Origin of the sequence: Iodobacter ciconiae, from assembly GCF_003952345.1 — a bacterium.
Lineage (GTDB): Bacteria > Pseudomonadota > Gammaproteobacteria > Burkholderiales > Chitinibacteraceae > Iodobacter > Iodobacter ciconiae.
On record NZ_CP034433.1, the window covers coordinates 2,378,960 to 2,402,802 of the forward strand.

The 23,843-nt window shown below is 41.8% G+C and carries 20 protein-coding genes; 1 reads left to right on the plus strand and 19 read right to left on the minus strand.

The genetic code is table 11. From position 1 onward, the window contains the following. The first annotated feature begins 107 nt into the window (after positions 1-107). A complete protein-coding gene (locus EJO50_RS10325; RefSeq protein WP_125973906.1) occupies positions 108-839 on the plus strand; it encodes a competence/damage-inducible protein A in 732 nt (243 codons plus the stop codon). A 64-nt stretch (positions 840-903) separates the two neighbouring features. On the opposite strand, the gene cpsG is transcribed toward EJO50_RS10325, so the two are convergent. From cpsG to epsF, 19 genes are all read right to left on the minus strand, one after another. Continuing rightward, positions 904-2,268 (minus strand): phosphomannomutase CpsG, encoded by a 1,365-nt coding sequence (gene cpsG / locus EJO50_RS10330; RefSeq protein ID WP_125973908.1) that lies wholly within the window; start codon positions 2,266-2,268, stop codon positions 904-906. Positions 2,269-2,272: 4 nt separating this feature from the next. Then, on the minus strand, positions 2,273-2,761 hold the full coding sequence (locus EJO50_RS10335; protein WP_125973910.1) for a GDP-mannose mannosyl hydrolase: 489 nt from the start codon (positions 2,759-2,761) through the stop codon (positions 2,273-2,275). Next, a complete protein-coding gene (locus EJO50_RS10340; protein ID WP_125973912.1) occupies positions 2,745-4,163 on the minus strand; it encodes a mannose-1-phosphate guanylyltransferase/mannose-6-phosphate isomerase in 1,419 nt (472 codons plus the stop codon). Before EJO50_RS10340 ends, EJO50_RS10335 begins: the two co-directional genes overlap by 17 nt. Before the next feature lie 159 nt (positions 4,164-4,322). Further along, a complete protein-coding gene (locus EJO50_RS10345; RefSeq protein ID WP_125973914.1) occupies positions 4,323-5,657 on the minus strand; it encodes a UDP-glucose dehydrogenase family protein in 1,335 nt (444 codons plus the stop codon). Positions 5,658-5,676: 19 nt separating this feature from the next. Then, positions 5,677-6,462 (minus strand): WecB/TagA/CpsF family glycosyltransferase, encoded by a 786-nt coding sequence (locus EJO50_RS10350; RefSeq protein WP_125973916.1) that lies wholly within the window; start codon positions 6,460-6,462, stop codon positions 5,677-5,679. 902 nt (positions 6,463-7,364) lie between these two features. Next, on the minus strand, positions 7,365-8,522 hold the full coding sequence (locus tag EJO50_RS10355) for a glycosyltransferase (RefSeq protein ID WP_125973918.1): 1,158 nt from the start codon (positions 8,520-8,522) through the stop codon (positions 7,365-7,367). Further along, positions 8,522-9,676, minus strand: a complete 1,155-nt coding sequence (locus EJO50_RS10360; protein ID WP_125973920.1) for a glycosyltransferase family 4 protein — start codon at positions 9,674-9,676, stop codon at positions 8,522-8,524. Before EJO50_RS10360 ends, EJO50_RS10355 begins: the two co-directional genes overlap by 1 nt. A gap of 140 nt (positions 9,677-9,816) precedes the next feature. Next, a complete protein-coding gene (locus EJO50_RS10365) occupies positions 9,817-11,028 on the minus strand; it encodes an EpsG family protein (protein ID WP_125973922.1) in 1,212 nt (403 codons plus the stop codon). A gap of 38 nt (positions 11,029-11,066) precedes the next feature. Beyond that, positions 11,067-11,930: a glycosyltransferase family 2 protein gene (locus EJO50_RS10370; protein ID WP_125973924.1), complete on the minus strand. Its 864-nt coding sequence runs from the start codon at positions 11,928-11,930 to the stop codon at positions 11,067-11,069. Positions 11,931-11,958: 28 nt separating this feature from the next. Then, the gene (locus EJO50_RS10375; RefSeq protein ID WP_125973926.1) at positions 11,959-13,971 is read right to left on the minus strand and encodes a right-handed parallel beta-helix repeat-containing protein; all 2,013 of its coding nucleotides are present in this window, start codon (positions 13,969-13,971) and stop codon (positions 11,959-11,961) included. 58 nt (positions 13,972-14,029) lie between these two features. Next, positions 14,030-15,112, minus strand: coding sequence for a glycosyltransferase (locus tag EJO50_RS10380; protein WP_125973928.1), 1,083 nt, complete (start codon positions 15,110-15,112; stop codon positions 14,030-14,032). Next, a complete protein-coding gene (locus EJO50_RS10385) occupies positions 15,109-16,299 on the minus strand; it encodes a glycosyltransferase family 4 protein (RefSeq protein WP_125973930.1) in 1,191 nt (396 codons plus the stop codon). Before EJO50_RS10385 ends, EJO50_RS10380 begins: the two co-directional genes overlap by 4 nt. Before the next feature lie 9 nt (positions 16,300-16,308). Next, positions 16,309-17,778 (minus strand): lipopolysaccharide biosynthesis protein, encoded by a 1,470-nt coding sequence (locus tag EJO50_RS10390; protein WP_125973932.1) that lies wholly within the window; start codon positions 17,776-17,778, stop codon positions 16,309-16,311. A 19-nt stretch (positions 17,779-17,797) separates the two neighbouring features. Next, positions 17,798-18,769 carry a GDP-L-fucose synthase family protein gene (locus EJO50_RS10395; RefSeq protein WP_125973934.1) on the minus strand — a complete coding sequence of 324 codons (972 nt, stop codon included), beginning with the start codon at positions 18,767-18,769 and terminating at the stop codon, positions 17,798-17,800. A 56-nt stretch (positions 18,770-18,825) separates the two neighbouring features. Continuing rightward, positions 18,826-19,953: a GDP-mannose 4,6-dehydratase gene (gene gmd / locus EJO50_RS10400; RefSeq protein WP_125973936.1), complete on the minus strand. Its 1,128-nt coding sequence runs from the start codon at positions 19,951-19,953 to the stop codon at positions 18,826-18,828. Between the two features lie 24 nt (positions 19,954-19,977). Further along, entirely contained in the window at positions 19,978-20,649 is a 672-nt protein-coding gene (epsI, locus tag EJO50_RS10405) for an exosortase-associated protein EpsI, B-type (RefSeq protein ID WP_125973938.1), read from the minus strand. After that, entirely contained in the window at positions 20,646-21,524 is an 879-nt protein-coding gene (gene xrtB, locus EJO50_RS10410; protein ID WP_125973940.1) for an exosortase B, read from the minus strand. The genes epsI and xrtB overlap by 4 nt, the downstream gene beginning before the upstream one ends. A gap of 3 nt (positions 21,525-21,527) precedes the next feature. Beyond that, a complete protein-coding gene (locus EJO50_RS10415; protein WP_125973942.1) occupies positions 21,528-22,379 on the minus strand; it encodes a polysaccharide biosynthesis tyrosine autokinase in 852 nt (283 codons plus the stop codon). Next, the gene (gene epsF / locus EJO50_RS10420) at positions 22,379-23,776 is read right to left on the minus strand and encodes a chain length determinant protein EpsF (protein ID WP_125973944.1); all 1,398 of its coding nucleotides are present in this window, start codon (positions 23,774-23,776) and stop codon (positions 22,379-22,381) included. Before epsF ends, EJO50_RS10415 begins: the two co-directional genes overlap by 1 nt. Between the last annotated feature and the right edge of the window lie 67 nt (positions 23,777-23,843).

Genomic DNA, 23,843 nt, shown 5'->3' on the forward strand with positions numbered 1-23,843 from the left:
CAATAGAAAATACCAACCAAATAAAAACAAACCATTTAATACGCCCTCTCTACTCATCAGACAAAAATAAATCCGCTTTAGCACATTCACAAAAACAGAGACTCACTATGGCTACATTTCATCTATTTATTATTGGCGACGAAATCCTGTCCGGGCGTCGTCAGGACAAGCACTTTGCCCATATTTTAGAGACGCTTAAAAAAAGAGGCCATAAAGTGGCAGCAGCGTATTACCTGCCAGACGATAGTGCCGTACTCACCGAAGCCTTTAAACGCAGTCTGAGCGCGGGCCAGTATGTGATTTCCTGTGGCGGGATAGGTGCCACGCCCGATGATCACACACGTCTGGCCTTTGCCAATGCGCTGGGGCTGCCACTGGCCCTGCATCCTGAGGCAGGCGAGCTGATCACCGCCCGTTTTGCCGAAGCCGCTTACCCGCACCGCATCCAAATGGCGTATTTTCCAACAGGCAGCGGGCTGATCCCCAACCCAGTCAATCAGGTGGCGGGCTGCTTTTTGCAACATCATTATCTGGTGCCCGGCTTTCCCAGCATGGCATGGCCGATGCTCGACTGGATACTTGATCAGCACTATACCGACGCAGCCCCCGAGACCACCCTATCCATCGTCTTGCTTAATGCCCGTGAAGGAGAGCTGATTGGCGTGATGCAGGCATTTACCGCACGCTATCCACAGGTTGGCTTTAGCAGCCTGCCCTCTTATGGCAACGAGCTTCACCCTGAACCGCACATTGAATTTAGCATTACTGCCACACCAGAATTAGCTGCAGAAGCGATGAGCTACTTTCGGGAAAGCCTGAATGCTGCGCTAAAGGTTTAAACTTCAGCCAGGTGCTTTCCCCCAAGAAAAACGCCTCGAATGAGGCGTTTTTTTAAACACGTCTTTATGCATCTAACAACTGCAAAATCGCCTCGGTGTGCTTTTGCATTAAAGCCATATCCGCACGTGATTCCACATTTAAACGCACTACCGGCTCGGTATTACTCGAGCGCAGATTAAAACGCCAGTTAGCAAACTCCATGCTGATGCCATCGGTTTCATCCACCAGCAGGGCATCGGCCTGATATGCCGCACAGACTCTGGCAATAGCCGCTTTGGCGTCACTTAGCTTGCGATTAATCTCGCCCGAAGATGGATAAGCCGCAATACGCTGCTCCACCATAGACGACAATTTCTGCTCGCGGCGACTCATCAGCTCAATCACCAGCAGCCATGGAATCATGCCGCTATCGCAATAGGCAAAATCGCGGAAATAATGGTGAGCGCTCATTTCACCACCATAAACCGCATCCTCCAAACGCATCCGCTCTTTAATAAAGGCGTGGCCAGTTTTGCTCTGGATCGCCACACCACCTGCGGCTTGCACCACGTCAACGGTATTCCAGGTTAAACGCGGGTCATGAATAATTTTCTGCCCCGGATTCTTTTGCAAGAAGGCTTCTGCCAGCAGGCCAACGATGTAATAGCCTTCAATAAAATCGCCGCGCTCGTCAAACAGGAAGCAGCGATCAAAATCGCCATCCCATGCAATCCCCAGATCAGCCCCGTTTGTGATCACCGCATTGGCCGTGTCTGCACGGTTTTCTGGCAACAGCGGGTTAGGAATACCGTGCGGGAACGTACCATCGGGCTGGTTATGCACTTTGATAAATTCAACCGGCACTTGCACCGCTTTAAATTTGGCCTCCAGCGCATCCACCACATGCCCAGCCGCACCATTGCCTGAATTGAGCACAATCTTTAACGGGCGCAAGGCTGATAAATCCACATAGCCAAGCAGATGTTCGATATAGGCATCCAGAATGGAAAGCGAGCTGATACTGCCACGCTGGCCAATCGGGGCAAAATCAGCCGATTCGGCCAAGCTTTGAATATCGCGCAGACCGGTGTCGCCACTGATGGGCACCGCACCGCGTTTAACCAGCTTCATACCGTTGTAATCGAGCGGATTATGGCTGGCGGTGACTTCAATCCCACCATCCACATCCAAGTGAAACGCCGCGAAATAGACTTCCTCAGTGCCGGTCATGCCCAGGTCGATCACATCGCAACCCGCATCCATCAGGCCATTGGCCAAAGCCAGTTTTAATTCTTCACTGGTCAGACGCACATCGCCCCCCAGTGCTATACGCTGTGGTTTAAGCAGTTGGCCATAAGCACGGCCGATGCGATAAGCGATATCGGTATTGAGCTCAGGGCCCAGCTGACCACGGATATCGTAAGCTTTAAAACACGTTAATTTAGTCATTGGTTTACTCGAAGTAAGCACGGGAATGCAGGTGTACGGCGGCGTCTTGTAGGATTTCGGCCTTGCTGGCCCAGCGATAGCGGGAATGCTGCTCACCCAGTGGCAAGGCCATATCGGATTCATTCAGTTGCAAGGTGTAAGCAAGCACCACGTAGTGCGTACCAAAGCCTTCCACACGCCCGGCGTTGCTATCGTAAAAGTGCTCGTAAACACCCAGCCACTCGCCCGAAGAGCGGGCCAGCGCCACGCCCAGCTCGGCCTGAGTCAGGCGTAAAAAAGCCGCATCCAGCGTTTCGTTTTTCTGCACGCGGCCACCCGGCACAAACCAGTGATCACAAGCGGGCTGGTTAGTACGCCAGCCCAGCAGGGTCTGCCCTGCCGGGTTTTGCACAATCAGATCAATCGAGATCAGCGGCGCGCGCTCGACCACCTGCAAAAACTCTGGCCACTTTAAAAGTTCAACGGCGGGCAGCACCTTATTTGGTTCGCCCATAGACATCTTCAAAGCGCACGATATCGTCTTCACCCAGATAGGAACCTGACTGCACTTCGATCAGCTCCAGCGGCATCTTGCCCGGGTTTTCCAGACGATGCGTTGTGCCCAGCGGGATATAAGTTGATTGATTTTCTGACAAAAGAATCTCCTGATCCCCATTCACCACCCTGGCCGTACCTTTTACCACAATCCAGTGCTCAGCGCGGTGGTAATGCATTTGTAAGCTAAGCGATGCCCCCGGATTCACAACAATCCGCTTCACCTGAAAGCGCGAACCGGCGTCAATACCTTCATAGCTACCCCATGGGCGATACACGCGGCGATGAGTAACCGATTCGGAGCGGCCAGCCTGATTTAAGCGCTCAACAATCTTTTTCACGTCCTGCACACGGTCTTTATGCGCCACCAGCACGGCATCGGCTGTTTCTACAATCACCAGGTCCTGCACGCCGATCGCGGCAATCATGCGGGTTTCGCTGCGGATGTAGCTGCCTGACACACGGTCCAGCATTACATCACCCAGCACGCTATTGCCCGCTTCATCTTGCGGCGTTACATCCCGCAGAGCAGACCAGGAGCCAATATCACTCCAGCCCAGCCCTGCTGCAGCAACCACTGCCGCATGCGCTGTTTTTTCCATCACCGCATAATCGATCGAATCGGATTCGCATGCCGCAAAAGCATCACTGTCTAAACGCAGAAAATCCAGATCCCGCACGCCCTTGGATACGGCAACCTGCACCGCTTGCAGCATGGCAGGCTGATAGGCGGCCATTTCGCGCACATAAGCATCGGCGCGGAACATAAACATGCCGCTGTTCCAGTAGTAATCCCCGGAAGCTAAAAACTCGGCAGCGCGCTCGGTATTCGGTTTTTCTACAAAAGCGGCAACAGCATAGGCATCACCAGCCAGACGCTCGCCACGGCGAATATAGCCATAGCCGGTTTGTGGCTCGGTCGGTGTAATCCCGAAGGTAACCAGCTTGCCTGTAGCTGCCACGGTGGCAGCCTGTGCCACCAGAGCCTGGAACACATCACCAAACTGAATCACATGATCCGATGGCAAGACCAGCAGCATGGCATCCGGATTATCTTCCAGCGCAATCAAAGCTGCCGCTGCAACTGCCGGTGCCGTATTGCGGCCCATAGGCTCTAAAACCACACGCGAATCACCCATGCCTACAGCCCGCAGTTGTTCGGCAACCAGAAAGCGATGCTCCTGATTACTGATCAACAAAGGCGCAGCTACGTCAGCCATTCCCTGCAAGCGCGTTGCCGTTTGTTGCAGCAAGCTTTGATCACCATGCAATTTTAAAAACTGCTTAGGGTAACCGCCACGAGACAGCGGCCACATACGACTACCCGAACCACCACAAAGAATTACCGGAGTTATTGACATAAACAATCCATAAAATGTGATTAGCTATTCAAAAAATCTTTAAATTACGAAAATGCATATCTGTTTTTTAAAACATACACTCACAAAAAATATACATTAAACAGCAACTACTAATAAAGCATTTCCTGAATAGCCCTTAAAAAATACGCTATTGCCATTTTAATTTGTTACTTGCTGGCGACCAATAGGGTAATACTCAAAACCTTCTTTTTGCATCCGTTTCGGGTCAAATAAATTACGGCCATCAAAAACCAAGGCATTTTTCAATTGTGCTTTCACTTCAGTAAAATCAGGGCTCCGGAATACCTTCCATTCGGTAACAATAACCAGGGCATCTGCACCCGGCAATACTGCCATCGGGCTATCCTCATAGCTCAGCCCCTGCCAGCCTGGCATCACACGCTGTGCTTCATGAATAGAAACCGGATCATGCGCGGCAACCGTTGCACCATGATTAAGCAAATACTCGATGATGACCCGGCTTGGCGCATCGCGCATATCATCGGTATTGGGCTTGAATGCCAGCCCCCAAAGTGCAAAATGCTTGCCTTTGAGATCATTACCAAAGCGCTTCACAATCTTATCAACCAGCACCGATTTTTGCGCATGATTGGCTTTTTCTACCGCATCCAGCACTTTCAGGCTGATGCCATGCTCTTCTGCAGTGCGCTGCAAAGCCTGCACATCTTTAGGAAAGCAAGAGCCGCCATAACCTACGCCCGGGTATAAAAAGTGATAGCCAATACGTGGGTCAGAGCCAATCCCTTTACGCACCAGCTCGATATCAGCCCCCATTACTTCGGACAAATTAGCCAGCTCATTCATAAACGAGATACGCGTTGCCAGCATGGCATTAGCCGCATATTTAGTCATTTCGGCCGAGCGCACATCCATAAATAAAATACGATCATGATTACGCACAAAAGGCGCGTATAAAGAGCCCATTAAATCTTTAGCCGTATCATCATCAGTGCCAATCACAATACGATCAGGGCGCATAAAATCTTCAATTGCTGCGCCTTCTTTCAAAAATTCCGGATTGGACACAACTGCAAAACTGGTTTGCTCGCCGCGCTGAGCCAACTCTTCAATAATCGCAGCACGCACCTTATCACCCGTGCCAACCGGCACTGTGGATTTATCCACAATCACCTTGTAACCATTCATATAGCGGCCAATACTGCGTGCAGCGGCCACTACATATTTCAAATCAGCCGAGCCATCTTCGTCCGGCGGAGTGCCCACAGCGATAAACTGAATCGTACCGTGATCCACCGATTCTTTAATATCGGTGGTAAAACGCAAACGCCCTGCCGACACATTACGCTTAATCATTTCCTCTAAGCCCGGCTCGAAAATCGGCACTCCGCCTTCTTGCAAAATTTGAATCTTATTTGCATCCACATCCAGACACACCACATCATTACCGTACTCTGCCAAGCAAGTACCTGTTACCAAGCCCACATAACCCGAACCAATCACTGTAATTTTCATTATAAAAACACTCCCACAATTAATAATTTTTACGAATGAGCTGCCCAATTGCTTTCACAATAAAAAGGGTATTCGTGACCAAATAGCGTTTCCATAGCCGCCTCGGCTCAGAACACAAACGGTGCAGCCATTCCAAACCCGAATTTTGCATCCATAACGGCGCACGAACAATTGTACCCGCGTGGTAATCAAACGCTGCCCCTACCCCGATCATGACGCCCATCACCTTCCCTCGCTGGGCAGCTATCCACTTTTCCTGCTTGGGGCAACCCAAACTCACCCAGACGACACCCGCTCCCGAATCATTAATCCTTTTGATCGTACTGACTTCTTCATGAGGAAGTAAGGCGCGAAAAGGGGGCGAATATGCACCCGCTATTTTCAGATGGGGAAATTGATCTGCTAATTTGCGCTGCAAGATACTTAAAGTCTCTTCATGTGCGCCATACAAAAAAATAGAAGGCCAGTCGGCAGACTGATTAGCCTGCGCGCAATATTTCCACATTAAATCCGGGCCATTAATTCTTTGCTGCCCGGTACTCCCCAGTTTTCTCATTAGCCAGGCAACAGGGGCCCCATCCGATGTGGCCATATCCGCGCCCTGGATAACCTCGTAAAACTCAGGATCACGCGCAGCAGTGACAACAGAATGCGCATTACATATACAGATGTAACGGGAGTCGTGATTATTACCCCAAGTCTTAATTTTACGTAAAGCAAGATCCCAATCAATGACATCAATGAATGCACCAAGAACAGATACTTTTTTTCTAGGAAATGTAAGATTTACTTCTACTTTTGACATAAATGAGTAACACCCCGCCATAGATATTTACCGATATTTCATAATTTTTTTCAGGCGTATGTTCTGCTAAATACTTGTCACGTGCATTACACCCCATCGGGCTATAGATTCAGGATTCGCTTTTGCCCAGGGGATTCTCTCGGCCAGATCACAGGTACCACTGGCAGATAAATATAAACCAGTCACCCATCCTCAGGCAGATTACAAAACAACCCGCCAGAATATGCTCATACCAAAACCATTGGCATATTCTTATCATAAATACCTGGAAAAACCAAAGCTAAGCCGGATCGCATATCAGCCTGAAAACCCCGCCAAGAACGTGCTCCTGATCATTTGCTGCTGATCTTTTCAAAAAACACGCTCATCATCCGCCTCACTTGCAAACACATTAATTCACCATGGTATTTTCACTCTAAATAAAATAAGCAAATACACCAGTACTTTTTTCAACAAGCAATCTGCCAATATACAAAAAAACCCATGTATATTTCACCCGCTACACAGCAATTATCAAAAAATAAGGTTTAATAAAAATATTAAACCTTATCATACCCCTTGAATATACTTATATTTGCTTAATGTATTTTTAACAATAAATACATCGTTGTTTAAGATAAATCCTAAAATGACAAAAGGTAAGCAAAAACCCTATTAAACAACTGTTTAACTAAATGATTTTCTATCAAATACAAAATGTTGTGCCACAATATTTTTCCTGCACACACATAAATAGCTTGAAAATAAAAAAGATATAATGTCTAGTACGTAATTACCGGGGAAATTGTAATCATGGAGAGATAAGCCACAGATCAGCACTTAGCAAGCAAAATACGAAGATAGTTTAAAAAATAAAGCATTATTATCAAACCACCATCAGGGGAAGAATTACATTGTCTGCTTCATTGTGCTTTTATATCGGCAATCGCTTCTTCATATATATTAATAAGTAACTTAATATTCACTTCCGCACAGTAAGAGCTTAAATATTTTTTCCTGGCATTTTTCCCCATTTCGAGCATCAACTCCGGATGCTCCATTGCCCACTTCATTTTTTCTGCTAAATCAGCAGAATCACCCACATTAAACAATAAGCCGGTCACCCCATCTTCTACCAGCTCGGCCAAAGCGCCAATTCTGCTGGCAATAACAGGCAAACCACTCATAAACGCTTCTACCAGAATCATCGGCATATTTTCATACCAGATACTTGGCAAAACCAGGGCATAACTTTTTTGCATTTCAAGACGAATACCATCAGAGGATAAAACGCCAAGCTGCCTGATTGCCGGAAAACGATTCAATAATGCTAAATCTTCCCCCCCACCAGCCACACTTAATTGCCCGTGTAACTCGGGGTTAAAAGCATCAGCCAATATATGCAGGCCTTTTTCCGGAGAAAGCCGGCCAGCAAATAAAAACCCTTTTCTATCGGCGCTAACGGAATTTATATCTGCAATAAAGTTAGGTTTAATGCAGATTTTATTTTCAGGTAAACCGCCTTCAACAAACTTTCTTTTACAAAATGAATTCAATGAAATATAGCGATTCACATTTTTTCTATACGTGCCCAAGCCACGATGCAAGCTGAGCATTCCCGAGACAACAGCAGATTGAGACAGGGAAGATCGATAGCAACGATGAACCACACTGCGCCAGGTGTTACGCCCGATACAGCTTTCACATATATTTCCTTTACGTAAAAACATCGCCTGGGGACACAATAAACGAAAGTTATGCAGTGTTTGCACAACAGGGATATTGAATTTCGCAGCAGCCCAATATAAAGAGGGAGAAATTAAAGATAAAGTATTATGGACATGAATAACATCAGGCTTGAATCTTTGCAGCAGAGCATTTAGATCACTATATGTTTTTTTGGACCAGAACGCTTGCTGAAAAATAGACAAGCGGGACAATTTTGCTAACTCGTCATTATGCCGGGAATATAACTCAACATGATGCCCATATGCTCTTAGCAAAGCTATTTCGTTCTCAACAACAGAGTCTTCCCCCCCTTTTTGCTGATAGTAATTATGAACAACCAGAACGCGTAACATTAATGTTCCTTTCTATATGCAGGCATATTCAAACATTCCATAATTCCATCTGCAAAGTTTTTTGCCATATTTTCTACATTAAAATATCTGGAACTTTGCAAACAAGCCACTTTCATTTCAGCTAACTTATCAGCATTATTAAATAAATTGACAACGGCTGCAGAATAATCAGGTAATGTATTTTTTGAAAAAATGCCATTTACCCCATGATTAAGATATACAACCTCCGGACTATGCAAACCACAATCCGTAGTTAGCATAGGAGTGGCACAAACAAAAGAATCCAATATACTTAAGCCAACCAAACCAGGATTAAGCATCAGATCCGCAACCGCTAAAATTTCAGCTTTAGCCATCCCTTTTACAAGACCTACATATTTGGCCCACGAATGCTCTGCGCAGAATGCCTCCACCAAATGCCTGTCAATACCGTCACCAGCAAGAATCATTTCAAAATCAGGGATTTTTTCCTTAATTAAAACAAGGGATTTTAATAAAAAATCAATCCGCTTTTCATTATAAAATGACCCGATAAAAACGCCGATGCTGTTTCCTGCAAGTCCCAAACGGCGCTTAATAGCCTCAATATCATCAATCGCATTAAAATGAAGGCTAAGCTCATTTGTATCAATAGAATTATTTACAATTGTAATCCTATTATCAGGAAAGCCAAATCCTGTAATCAATGGCAGACTCATTGAAGTATAAGCAAACCACCAATCGGCTTTTTTTGCAGCACGCCGCTTAAATTTTTCGCGCAGACTATTGATATTTCCTTGCAAATTAGCACCATGCCCCAGCAGTGCAAACTTTATTTTTGTATAAAAATATTGAAAAACAAGATTAAAAACCAGCTTATTTTCATGGCTACAAATAACCAAATCAGCCCCTCTCGACTGAGCGTAAAATGGCTGCCAGCAAATCTTCCCACCCAGAAAATAGTGATTAGGTAAATTTTCTGCCCACGGCAAAACACCCGAATCATTTTTAAGAAGCTCTTCTTTATTGGGTAAACCATGCAAAACACGTAAATGACACCCTCTGGCAAACAATTCCCTCTTTAGCGCTTCAAAAAATGGAACCCGGTAATGCGGCAGACGCCTTTGCACAAATAATACGGAAGGAAAATCATTTTTTACATTTTTATTAATCATAGTTTCTTTGTTAAATTAAAGAGCTGTATCAAAAAAATTGCTGATGAGAAGTTTATGCACTAAAACAAAAAAACTGCTTATCCTTAAAAAGAATGCATTTCCGTTTTTAAATTTACTTGCATAATAGGACACGTAAACAATCAAAAAACAAACATCCACGACTGAATAGATTTATTGATAAAAGAATAAATGGTCAAAGGAAAGCCTAGAGCCGATGATGAAATCCTATAATTGGTATACGCAAGCCCCATCAATAAAACAAAAAAAGACAATACATTAAAATAAAAAAGAGAAGCCAGGCGGCTTAAAATAACCACAATAAAAAAAGCACGGAACCATTCTACATAAAAATACATACGCAAAAGAGGCAGTGGCTCGGAAGAGACACCCAATAAAAAACCTATATACGATGTAATCAGAACGTAAAAAACAACTTTTACAGCTGAATCTATTTTTGCAGAGTGGATTGAAAACAAAAATGAAACAAACAAAGCTACATCATAAAAATAGACCATAGGACTAATTACGCCATCACTCTTACCAGAGTTTTCCTCACTAATAAAATACCCGGATTTTGCATAAAACAGGCCAATCAGCAGGGAAATTAAAAATGTAAGAATCCAAATCCCACGAAATGGCAGCCTCGATAACACAAAAGAGGCCATTAAAATGCCCAGGACAGTGGCTGCAGATTGATGGGTAAAAACAGAAAGAATTAAAAAGCAAATTGCTGACCGCTTGCTCCCGCTCAGAAATAAAGCAAAGCTACAAAACAAAAAAGCAGACGCCATTTCCTGTCGAACAAGATGCAAAACAAGCGTAGGCGTAACACTTAATAATATTGCAGCAATCACAATAATATTTTGCTGCCAGGATACAACAGAAAAATATTTGCTTAGTTTAAATAATGAAAAAGTAAAAACACTATAAAATATTGTTGAAACAACTACGGCCAGCAGCGTAACATTAGCCCCGCTTATTCTGGACAAAGAAAAAGACATAAAATAATAAAAAGGCTCTGTAAATTTAATTGTAAATGGGCCATATGTATGCCCATAATAAGCAAAGAAATCCATAGATTCCAATACTTTATAATGCTGCGTATACCAGTTCCAATCTCCCGAAATGGGTTTAAAAAATATGATCATGGAGTAAAGACAAAGAAACATAACAACAAGTATGCATACTCTGGCTTTCTCTCCTTCAAAAACAAGTGACAAAAAAAACAATGCCACTAGAACAGAAAAAAAAGGTGAAAACAGATAAAAAAGCATCGTTGCACAAAACATAATAAATACGTTTATTACATCTGTTTTTTTTAGATACTTCCATTTATTTATAATAAATTCCATTCACAGCCTTCCAAACCCTTGCAGATTAATAACAATAACTATTTTTTTGCAGCAAACTTAAACAGTTGCCCCCAGAATCTTAAGTAGGGCCATACAAAATATAAAGGTGCAAACATGCCGCCATGCTTAAATGTAAAATGAAACCAGGATTTTGGCGGTAATTCCTTCCGGCTTAGCATTTTCTTCCAGCGAATCAGCAGCCCCAATCCCCGATCTTTGGATGTACCCGCTGCAGAGTTTTGAGCACAATGCCCGACAATATTTGGTGCAGTAAAAACTTTAATACCCAGTTTTTTTGACATCAATGCATAATCAATATCACCCATTGCATGTTCATAGCTGTCATCTAGATTCCCAATTTTCTGCGCATCATCTCTGGCAATAAGAACCGCATTGCCATTCATGGCATCACACTCAATTAATTCACTTTCTTTGTATACTCTAAGATACGAAAATTTTCTGAATGCACTTATCCTTTGCAAGCCACCATATGAAACATCGCTTCCATTCGATGTTGTGCAGCCTACAATAATTCCGCTTTTACCATGCCGGCTCTGTACCTCAAGAGCCGCATCAGTCATTATTTTTAATGCATTTTCATTTAAATCGGTATCATCATTCAGCCATAGAATGTATTTGGACTGCTGATTCAAAGCCTCTGCCATCGCAAGAGACATACCACGACACCAGTATAAATTTCCTACGCCAGCAATCACTTTTGCCCAGCCATATAACTGAGAAATAGCCAGCCCAGTACCATCCGTGCTTGCATCATCAAGTAAAATAGCGCTATACGATAACCCGGCCGCATTTGCCGCTCGCTCGAAACAGGCTAAAGATTTAATTGTTTTTTCTTTTCTATTAAAAGAAGTCAGAACAGCAATAACATCAACACTCATCATTTATCTCAATAAATTTAATACGAATAAATCAATGCAGGACAGGAATTAAAGTCAGATCTCCCTGATAAAACCCCTTCTTAAATACAGGAGATGCCGGGGACAGAATAAAGTCACCGGGATTGTTCCTGATGCTTAAATTTTTATTTAAAAAGACAATATCACTTTCTCTGTAAAAATCATTTAATGTAATACCCGAACGTGCTTTCGGGGAAACATCTATATTGGCCAAACCGAGTACAATATTTCTATTTACAATATTATACTTTGGCTTACCAAATTCATCCTGTAATATATTTTTCAAATTAGCATATCGTTCTGCATAGGGATATTTATTATATGGAACCGCAGTGAGTGTTCTTAATTGCTCCACAGTTGGCTGTGTACCTAAACCACGCGCGTCCAGATGAATCGGAGGTGTGCTATTAATAAAGAAATTATCTTCAACTATATTATCCCGCCCCCCCCCGATAAATACCGCTTGAGAAACATTAAGAAAGGTATTTTTTAACACAGAAATCCCACTAACCTGATCATCCAAATAAATACCCTTGGCCTCAAACTGCTTATTTACAGAACCTATCCGGGTAAAAAAGTTATTACTGATCACTGTTCCCCTGGCACTTAAGTCCTGGCCGGTATAAATAGCACCCGCATCACTGGTATCCAAAACAACATCAGAGATATGGTTGTTTTCAATCAAATGATCATTACCAAGAAAGAAAATAGCAGAATGCGACCCTCCGGAAATATAATTAGCGGATACAATTTGTCCTACACCACCAATAGACACGGCATAACGATAAGATTGGCCAGAGCGGTTAAAATTTTTAATAATAGAGTTTTTAACAAAATTCTCTGCACTTTCTAAAGTCTGGCGATTACCGCCACCTAAAGATACCCCGCCTTCGCCCGTATCATTAACTTTTGAATTAATCAAACCAGATTTAAGCGAGTTTCTGAAAACAAAAGCGGCATTGCCTGTCAACCTTGTTTCTGTACGATCAAAAACAACCTGATTACACGCTTCACATACAAGCGCATTTCCTCTTGATTTTTCAAAAATAAGGCCTGTTATATTAACAAAAGCAGAATTGGTAATTGTGAGTAAGTTTTCCGCTACAGAAATTTCAACTTTATCCAGATTCGTATTGGGAGGAGGGATAAAATAAATTACGCCCGTATCAGCATCCAGATACCATTCATTATAATTGTCCAACTCAGAAATCGCATTCTCTACAAATACCCTTTGCCCGTTTGCAATTCCGTAAAGAGCACCTTTCCCACCCAACTCTATGATTTCATTCGCAACATCTATTGTTTTCACGGCTAAGGTTTCCGAAGCCCAATCATGCTTCCAGTATGAAAAAATATTCATTGCCGGCTCTTTAACCCATTTAGCAAGCCGCTGCCCTTGAATTGAAAAACGGAATTTATCCGTATCAGAAATCGAACTTGAACGAATAATTTTTGAAAACTGCTGATCTGGCCAACGAGCAAGCGTCATAGGCTGATCGGCAATAAATAACTCGGTTGTGACTGGCCTGCTTGGCCAGCCAAATCCTTTTTCCCGAATCTGTTTTATATTTGGCAAGATATTTTTTACTGCAGCAGCCAGTACTTTTTTATCAAGATCAGGAGTAAATCTTGCATCGGCATCTGTATCAACAGGATAGAATCTTTCAATTTTCTGCGCGCCCGAAATAACAACATGACCGGCCGCCTTTAATATTAAAGCATTAGCTGCAGATTTTGCTGGCCACACAATATTCATAGCTTGATTCAGGCGGTAAATTCCCTCACTGAATTCAATAATAACAGAAGAGTTTTCTTTAATTATCATTTCAAAAAAAGATGGATTTGAAATAAGTTTATCCATCTCTGTAAAACCGATTGAGCATTCTTCATGATATACAAAATTGCAGACCGGTAAATTTATATTTCTGCCCACCAAATCAGGAGAAACAACCATTCTCATCTCTGCAACCGCAAGACCTGCAGATTGGACACATAAGACACAGATAGTAAATAAGATATATTTCATCACACCACCTGCATTTATGTAAAAAACCCTTCAAAAAAATATAAAAAATCACACAAACCTAATAGAGAGCAGAGTAAGAAGCAACCCCTTTTTGTATTGAAAAATACTCCACTGCAATTGTATGATAATCAGCAGCTCTTAATTTATACAGATCTCTATCGTGTATTAATTTTGAAATCACTAAATGCAAATTTCCTGCATTGGCATCTGTATATAAGAGATCAGGAAAAAAAGAATCAAAATCTGATAAGCCCGGGCAATCACTAAAGATAGATGGCAGGTTAGTTGAAAGTGCTTCCAATGCAGCAATACTAAATCCCTCATACCTTGAAGGCATAACATAAAAATCGGCCGCATGTAATGCTGCTAATGGATCCTGCTTTCCTGCAAATATTACTTTTGAATTAACACCTAACTTTTCAGCAAGCAGTTTTTCTTTGCCATCCTCAGCCTCATGCCCGACATGCAGATATTTCAATTGATTAACAGATAATTTAGCAAGCGCATGCAATACCGCTTCATGATTTTTTGCATAGGCACAGTTCCCGACACTAACCATCACAATGTCACTATCATTTAATCCAAAAGTAGCCCGTGCATTTTTTCTTTCCTGCTCCGTTGGAGGATTGAAATAATCCAGAGCTGCCCAGTTATAAACTAGCTTTGTTTCAATTCCAAATCGTTTAAACTCATTTTTAGCAACACTATTAGAAATTGACACAAACTGTACACCCAGCAGTGTTAAATGCTGACGCTGGATTTTTCTCTTAAAACGCAAGATGCCATCAAAAATAAAATTACTATGTATGGTACGCACTATTTTTAATGAAAGCAGTGATAATGACAATATTGTCCAATAACTGCCAGCTTCAGCATGCTGGTGAATTACATCATATTTTCCTTCGCATACTAATTTACGCAGTTTAATAAAAAAATCAGGCCGCTTATTATTATGAAGATGAAAAACTCCATAGCCTGCATTTTTTAATTCCTGAGCATAACTCCCGATATTTTCTCCTGTTGAAAGAATATCACATTCAATACCGACATCAGCCCAATAGGATGCGGCATGATAAAGCATTGTTTCCGCACCAGAAGCTTTAAGCTCGTTTAAAATATGCAAAACACGTTTTTTTTTCATTGATTAGCCATTATCTCTTTATATTGCTCTATATATTGTTCTGCTATTGCCCGAGCAGAGAAAATATTCATTGCTCTTTCTCGGCCAGCATCAACACAGTGACTATATTTTTCTTTATTGCTTAACAGGCAAATAAGCGCGCCTAGAATTTCATCTCCATTTTGTACATCCACCAATATCCCGGCCTCTCCTACGACCCAAGGAACTGCCCCGCTATTTTTGCCGGCAACAATAGGCACGCCCACCGCCATTGCTTCTGCCAAAGTCATTCCGAAAGACTCTTCCAGAGACGGGTGCAGCAAAATTGTAAATTTTTTAATAGCGTCTTTAATACCTTGATAAGGCTGAGCACCAAAAAATTGAAATAAATCAAGACACTGATGCTGCTTAGCCCATTGCCAGGCAGCTTCTTCTTTCCCCATCCCAGGCCCATATAAATGCATGGAAATCTCAGGCCTTTTCTTCTTAAGCTCGGATAATACAGCCATGCCCATTGCAGCATTTTTTCGACGTGACCAATTATTAATAATCATACCAATAATTATTTCTTTTTTTTCTACTACCACTGTCTTAAATAAATCTGCAGGTAAAGGATTGGGAATAATCGTCATACTTGCACGATGCATCCAGTTAATTTTTTCTACGATATACGGTGAAACCGCTGAAAGAGATTTTGCTTTCATTAATACACGGTGAGCCATAATCAGACGCCCCAGGCGATACAAATCAGGCATTAGCCGCAATATTTGCCAAGGGGCATCATGGCAGGTAATCAATACAGGAAGATTTGAATCCTGTGCTGCCCACGCAAATTCATAGGTCCAGTGAGCATGTAATACATCCACACCACTGGCTTGAATTGCAGTACGCAAACAATGGCGCTCCAGAGCAAATAAATCCAGCATTCTGCCGCGAAACCCACGATCAGATCTAAAACCTTTACGACGCAACGGAACCTGATATAAAGAAAAATCACCATACTCCGTAAGAACAAATGCAGCGCCATTAGGATCCAAACCCGGCTCAGTCGTAAATGCGGAGACACGGTGCCCCTGGTTAAGCAACTCATCAATCAAACTGATAAGCAGCGACGATCCTTGCATTTCTCTAGCAACATGTTCACTCACATCAGGAAACAAATGAGTAATATCAGCAAAAGATATAGGACCAATAATCCCTATATGCATTATTATTCCTTATATAAATCTCTTTAAAAATTTTACTTTATTCTTTAACAAACCAATGCATGCCATATTTTTTATTAAAAAAACAAAAAGAAACATCAAACAAATATAAATAACCACAAAACTAAAACCAGCTATCAGAACTCTGATAAGCGGGCTCTGTCCACTCAAAACAAGTGTTTTGAGAAAAAATGAAAAAGCCCCGCAAAATAAAGTAACTGCCGAAACATATGAAATAAGGCGAATATTTATTGATGTACTTATATTTAATCTCTTTTGCAATATGAAAGAAAGTGCGACAAACCTAATGGCCTCAGTAACGAATAGGGAAATAATAAGCCCCGGCAAGCCAAATAATGGATATAAAATCGAGAATGAAAGCAATAAAAAAATAAACATTGATATCTGTATTTTCATTTTTATATTAATTTCATTCAAAGAATCCATGGTCATGCCACAAATCTGATTTAAATATATAAACCCGACCATACAACTAAACCATGTGGTAACCATGCCTGCATACTGCCAATTCTGACCTAGCAATATATAAACAATATCACTCGAATAAATAGATATAAATAATCCGACCGGGAAAGCATAAATTCCGACCGCCAGGATACTTAATAAAAAATAATGAACAATATCAACTCCGGAATTTTTTGCTCTGGACATGATAGGAAACATAATTTTTGAATAAATATTTACCACATTCTGAACGGGTAAATGAGCGATAAGCTGACCACGGTTATATTGCCCGGCAATTGAATCACCTAATAATTTCCCAACTAATAAAGAATCAGTATTTAATGAAAAAAATTCAATAAAACCAATGAATGAATATTTTGAACCAAATAAAAGAAAATTTTTACATCGCTCAATATCTACAGCCTTAAAAACAGCATGGGGTGAGCATAAATACGATAATACTGCGCTCATCCAGATTTGTGTTGTCACTGCTGCAACTAAAGACCATACCCCCATTCCCATGTAAGCTAGTGAGAGCCCTACAGCACCATATGAAATAATGTATGATATTGCATCGATAATTGAAATAACTTTAAATCGTGTGCCCCTGCGAAGCAAACTTTGCGCAACAACAGAAAAGCCTGTCACAATAAAATTCAATGCCAGAACTTGTAAGACTAAAGTTAATTTTGGCATTGAAAAAAATGAAGAAAACAAAGGCGCAAGCAGGATGGCCATTAAGGAAAAGAATGTTGCCACAGTTAATGAAACATAAAGTGCGGCAACAATATCTTTATCATCTATTTCTTTGCGCTGAATAATAGACGGACCAATACCAAGCTGAGCAAAGTAACTCAGAAATCGTAAACCAATATTTGCTAATGCTACTAAACCAAAAGCAGCAGGATCAATTAGCCTGGCTAAAACCGCCATAAAAATAATTTGAAAACCTGCTACGGCAACAGTCGAAGCAGTCCCCCAGCTCATTCCTGACTTTACTTTATTTAAATCGGACATTTATTGCGCCTTTAAAATGCTAAATGCCTGATCTTTTAATAAACTCTTGGTAAGCAATACCCAAACCACGACTGAATTTCATTTTATCTTTCCAGCCCATTTGATTTAATTTAGTTACATCCTGCAATTTACGCATTGTGCCATCTGGCTTGCTGGCATCAAAAACCAGCTCGCCTTTAAATCCCACCACTTCACAAATAGTGCTCGCTAATTCACGAATCGTCATATCTTCACCCGTACCAATATTAATCAATGGCGGGTGCTGATCATTTAACTGCTGTTTATATTCTGTATCCGGCAAATTCAGTAAATAAACGCAGGCTTCGGCCATATCTTCGCAATAAAGAAACTCGCGGCGCGGTATGCCACTGCCCCACACCATCATTTCTTTTGCACCGCTTTCTTTGGCTTCGTGCGCTTTACGAATTAAGGCCGGAATCACATGACTGTTTTCCGGATGATAATTATCCCCCGGGCCATAAAGATTAGTTGGCATCACCGCCAGATACTGGGTGCCATATTGACGGTTATAGCTCCAGCACATTTCAATACCGGCAATTTTGGCCAGGGCATAAGGCTGATTAGTCTGCTCTAATGGACCGGTTAAAAGGTATTCTTCTTTGATCGGCTGCAGACAATCCTTAGGATAAATGCAACTGGAACCTAAAAACATCAAACGATTAACACCATGCTGGTAAGCCGCATGAATCACATTATTTTGAATCATTAAATTCTGATAAATAAAATCACCACGGTAAACATTATTTGCATGAATACCCCCTACCTTTGCTGCTGCTAAAAATACAAAGTCAGGTTTTTCTGCCGCAAAGAATGCATCAACTGCGGCCTGATTAGTCAGGTCTAATTCTGCATGAGTGCGGGTAACTATATTTTTCAGACCCTGTTTATTTAATTCACGCACAATGGCAGCGCCAACCATGCCACGATGACCGGCAATATAGATTTTATGTTCAGGCAGGATATAGGACATTTTATTTATTCAATTTAATAGAGAGAAAAACCGGGCACACCGTGCCCGGATTGATCTTATTGCTCGGTTGAAACGGCTATTGAATAACCATGCGTTTTAAGCAGAGCATGCTGGCATGCCTGAATTAAATCATGATCAACCATTTCTTTTACCAACTCTGGCAGTGTAGTTTCCGGAGTCCAGCCTAATTTTTCTTTAGCCTTGGAAGGATCGCCTAATAGTGTTTCAACTTCTGCAGGGCGGAAATATCGCGGGTCAACTTGCATAATAATATCGCCAGCTTTTAATGCCGGTGCTTTATTACCCTCAACTTTAACAACAATTGCTTTTTCATCCACGCCCTGGCCTTCAAATGAAAGAGTAATTCCCAACTCCTCGGCCGCCATGCGAATAAAATCACGCACGCTATATTGCACACCCGTCGCAATCACAAAATCATCCGGCGTTTCTTGCTGCAACATCATCCATTGCATTTTTACGTAATCACGGGCATGGCCCCAATCACGCAAGGAATCAATATTGCCCATAAACAGGCATTTCTCTAAGCCTTGAGCAATATTAACCAGGCCACGGGTTATTTTGCGTGTTACAAATGTTTCTCCACGACGCGGGCTTTCGTGATTAAACAAAATACCATTACACGCATACATCCCGTAAGCTTCCCGGTAATTAACCACAATCCAATAAGCATACATTTTTGCTACGGCATAGGGGCTGCGCGGATGAAATGGCGTGGTTTCCTTTTGCGGTATTTCCTGCACCAAACCATATAGCTCGGAAGTTGAAGCCTGGTAAAAACGCGTTTTCTTTTCCAGCCCCAAAAAACGAATGGCTTCTAGCAGACGCAATGTACCCATAGCATCCACATCAGCCGTATATTCAGGTGATTCAAAGCTCACAGCCACATGAGATTGAGCGGCAAGGTTATAAACCTCGTCCGGCTGCACTTCTTTTAAAATGCGCGTTAAATTGGACGAGTCGGTTAAATCACCGTAATGCAATTTAAAATTATTATTCCCATGATGCGGATCCTGGTAAATATGATCAACGCGCTGGGTATTAAAGGAAGATGCACGGCGTTTAATACCGTGGACTTCGTAACCCTTTTCTAAAAGGAGCTCAGCTAAATATGAACCATCCTGGCCGGTGATACCGGTAATCAGTGCAACTTTTTTTTGTGACATGATAAAAACCCTAGTAAATATATTTCAATTAAAACCAAAATTTTTTCTATTTTTTTCAGAGATTGCTGTGCCCAAACTCTTTAAGAAATTTTCCTGCTTTTTATAAGCTTCATCAATATTTTCATCAATACTTGAAACGCGAATTAACATCCCATCTGGAATATAGCCTTTTACTCCATAGGATAATTGATTAAGCTTAAAACTTGTCGTGTTATTTACAGCTTTTAAACCAACAGTCAACCAATAGGTAATTGGCTCTACCCTTTGATTTTGTTTAGCAATTAAATGACGGACGGGAATATCTCCAAATGGAGAACTAAATATTGCCGTCTTATTTTGCGAAATATTAAACCCCTGAGCTGGATAACAAACCTCAGGGCGGTGTACCTGTCTGCCTCCGTTATCCCGCTGATCCGGGCCATAGGCAATGGATAGCATCATCCGTTCCCCCTTACTATTTATATAGGTGCGCATTAATAAATTGGAATACAACTTGCTTAAAGCAGCTTCAATATCCGGGGCCTTTACCAAACTAACCGTGGTTTCTTCTTTTTTCCAGCCATCAAAGCTAAGCGGAACCATTTTTTCCAAATCAATATGATGAATATCAGCCATAACAATTCTGGGCGTAGCAATATAAGTAAGCAGCCCTGTTAATCCCATCAGTAAAAAAAGGATTACTCTTTTAGTTATCATTGTTTTTCGGCCTTTTTAACAAATACAAGCCCCAATAAAAGATCAGTTATAAAAAAAGCAAACAGCGCGACCGCAAAGACCACCATCCCTGCAAAACTATGAATAAATCCCTGCCCTGCCGCATCGCCAAAATGGTAGGTTACTAAAATTAAAATCATCACACGTATCACATTGGCGATAAATGCAATGGGAATAACACATAAAAAAAGCAGAACACCGCGCCAGCTAAAACCATAGCCACCGATATGAATATATAAGAGCCCCAGGGCAAATAAACTGAATAACGAATTCATACCCGAGCACGCATCAGCAACCAGTAGCTGATATTGCCCAACAACCAGCATAACCCCGGAGCGGGCCACCGGATAATTAGCAGCGTAGAGTAAAACTTCAGCCCAGTGTGAAACCTGGTTTTTTAAGCCGCTGGTTAGGCTGTCAACCACCACACCAGGCAATGGGATTAAAAAAACAATAAATGAAATCGCAAAAAAGTATTTTTTTAACGCTGCACTACCGGAAAGAACAAGAGTGAGACCTGACAATAGAGGAATAAAAGCCCCTACTTCAAATAGCCAGATTTCTTGGGATCGGCCAAAAATATAAAATAGGACCCCTAAAAAAAACAGACTATACCCAGAAAAATTATTTTTTCTAACTTCAGCAGGAGGGCTTTCTGTATTCGCTTTATAAAAAAGCCACAGAATAATTGCTAAAATAAATGGCCCATGCCCCTGCTCCGGGGTTTCCCAGAGATTCTGGCTTAAATCAAAAATGGTAGGGACGCATAGAATTAAAACACCGATCATCACTAAATAATTCAAGCGAAACCATGACACAACTGATAGCGGTATATAGCGAGAAGCAAGTGAATTCATTATTTATGATCCTAATAAAACACAGCCTAATACTTCAGCACCAGCCATTTCACATTGATCACGCAACTGAGCTAAATCTTTGAGTGATGTTTTATGGCGTACAGCTACCAAAATTACGCCTTTTGTTCTTGCCGCCAGCAATTGCACATCTGCGGCCTTCGCACTGGATGGTGCATCATATAAAATCACATCATAAACAGATTCTAATTCTGCGGTAAATTCACCCATATCTCCTTTAGATAACAGCTCCTGAGGATTAGGTGCCTTCGTGCCGGCAGTTAATATACTTAAATCCAATAATCCATCTACGTGCTGAATTGCAGCCTGAACAGGCACCCGGCCAGCTAATACTTCACTTAAACCCTGCCTGTTTTGCAAACCAAATAAATTATGCTGATGAGGCTGGCGCAAATTTGCATCAACAAGTAATGTTTTTTCTCCCAATTGCGAAAAAACAATCGCCAGATTTGCAATTAATTCACCAGCCACTTCATCGCATGATGCAATTAATACACTTTTATTGCCAAGACCGATCCAGCGCAATAAAATCTGACTGCGCAGGCAACGTACCTCTTCAACAATCTTATCGAAGGGATCATATGCAGCAACTAAACTGCTGCTAAGTTTTGATTGCCCTTTTTGTAAATATGGATAAGAAAACTGTAACGCCAATACCTGCTGAATATCAGCTTCACTAATATATCCAAGGCGAATAGCCGCCTCACCAAAACGTATCCCTTCTTCTTTTTGCAAAAGAAGTACTTTTTCAGCCTGTGCACTATCTAACTTACCATTATCCAGTAATAATTTTCCGATATTACTGCTTGAATCTGCTTTCTCAATTACTGCAGTCATTATGCGAGATCTCCTGCAGCGGCTCTTCTTTTACCCTGATATTGATTTCCAAATAATTTTTTTGCATCTTCTTTACCCAGTTCGGCCAATACGTGCAAGCCTAGATAATTTTCAATATCAACCTTGGTACGTACGCGTCTATTTAAAAATTCAAGCATTAAAATAGATGTAACAGCAAGTAATAAGCCCACAAAAACAGCTAAAAGCATATTTAATGATGTTCTGGGTTTTGAATGACTGAGCGGAGCAGTGGCCGATTTTAAAATTGTAATATTGCTTTGATCGGCACGGCTTTCTAACATGGTCTGGCTAAAGCGTTGCAACGCCTGATCATAACTGCGCTGTGCATTATCGACATTACGCTGCAAAACATCGATATTGGCACGGCCCGATTTCAACTCCAATACCCGCTCTTTTTGCGCCTTCATTGCCTGATTTAATGCCGCTTGCCGTGATTGAGAATTTCCTGCAACCCCGCTTAAACCACCTGAATATTGAAGCATCAGCGTATTGAGCTGACTCTGTGTAGCGCTCACTTCTGCTAAAGCCTGGCGATAATGAGGATGATTAGGACCATTTTTTACGGCAAGCTCTTTTAATTTTGCCTCTTGTGCTGACAACTGACCTTTTAATTGCAAAATCAATGGATTATTCAACACATCCGGTGCCGTTTGCCCCCCTCGGGCGCGTGATTGAGCATCAAAAGTCTGAGCCTGAGCCCCCACCAATTGGCTCGATAATTCATTCAGACGCTGCATTTCAATATCCAGACGCTCGTCTGTGGCCACAATGCCTTTTTCCTGCTGATATTCTGATAATTTCCGTTGTGTTTTTTCCAGATTTGCCTGTAATGTTTTTAACTGCTCCTGGAAGAAAATATTATTCTGCTGAGCAGAAGCCATTTTGATATCAACAGTAGTCCGTATATATGCCTGAGTAAAAGCATTAGCCAAAGAGGCAGAAAATTGGGGATCAGTCGCCGTATAGGATAAATTAATCACATTACTTTCCCGGCTGGGCTTAACTTCTAAGCCCTTAAGCAAAGATTCTGCAAACCAGTTACGAATATCACCTTTTCCTTTTGTGGCCTCCAGAAACTGAGCCTGTGCTTCCGGTAATTTAACCAGCCCCAATGCATCTACAACCTTTAATGCGGCATTCTGGCTGGCAATCATCTCAACCTGTGTTGCCATAAAACTGGAAGCCAGAAAACCGGCAACCTGCTGCCCTGTTACCGGATCAGTTGCTTTAACATCAATTGCCAGCGCAGCAGTAGAGGTGTATTGCTTTGGTAATAAAAAACTAATGACTAAAGTTGCCAGAATAATAGCGCTGAATATGCTTATACCTATTTTCTTCCTAGCACGTAAAATATTTATAAATTGTTCAAGTGTCATATTAAATTGTGCTCTTTAATAAAAGATACATATAGTGCTAAACACACGCAAATCCATTGCACGGTCA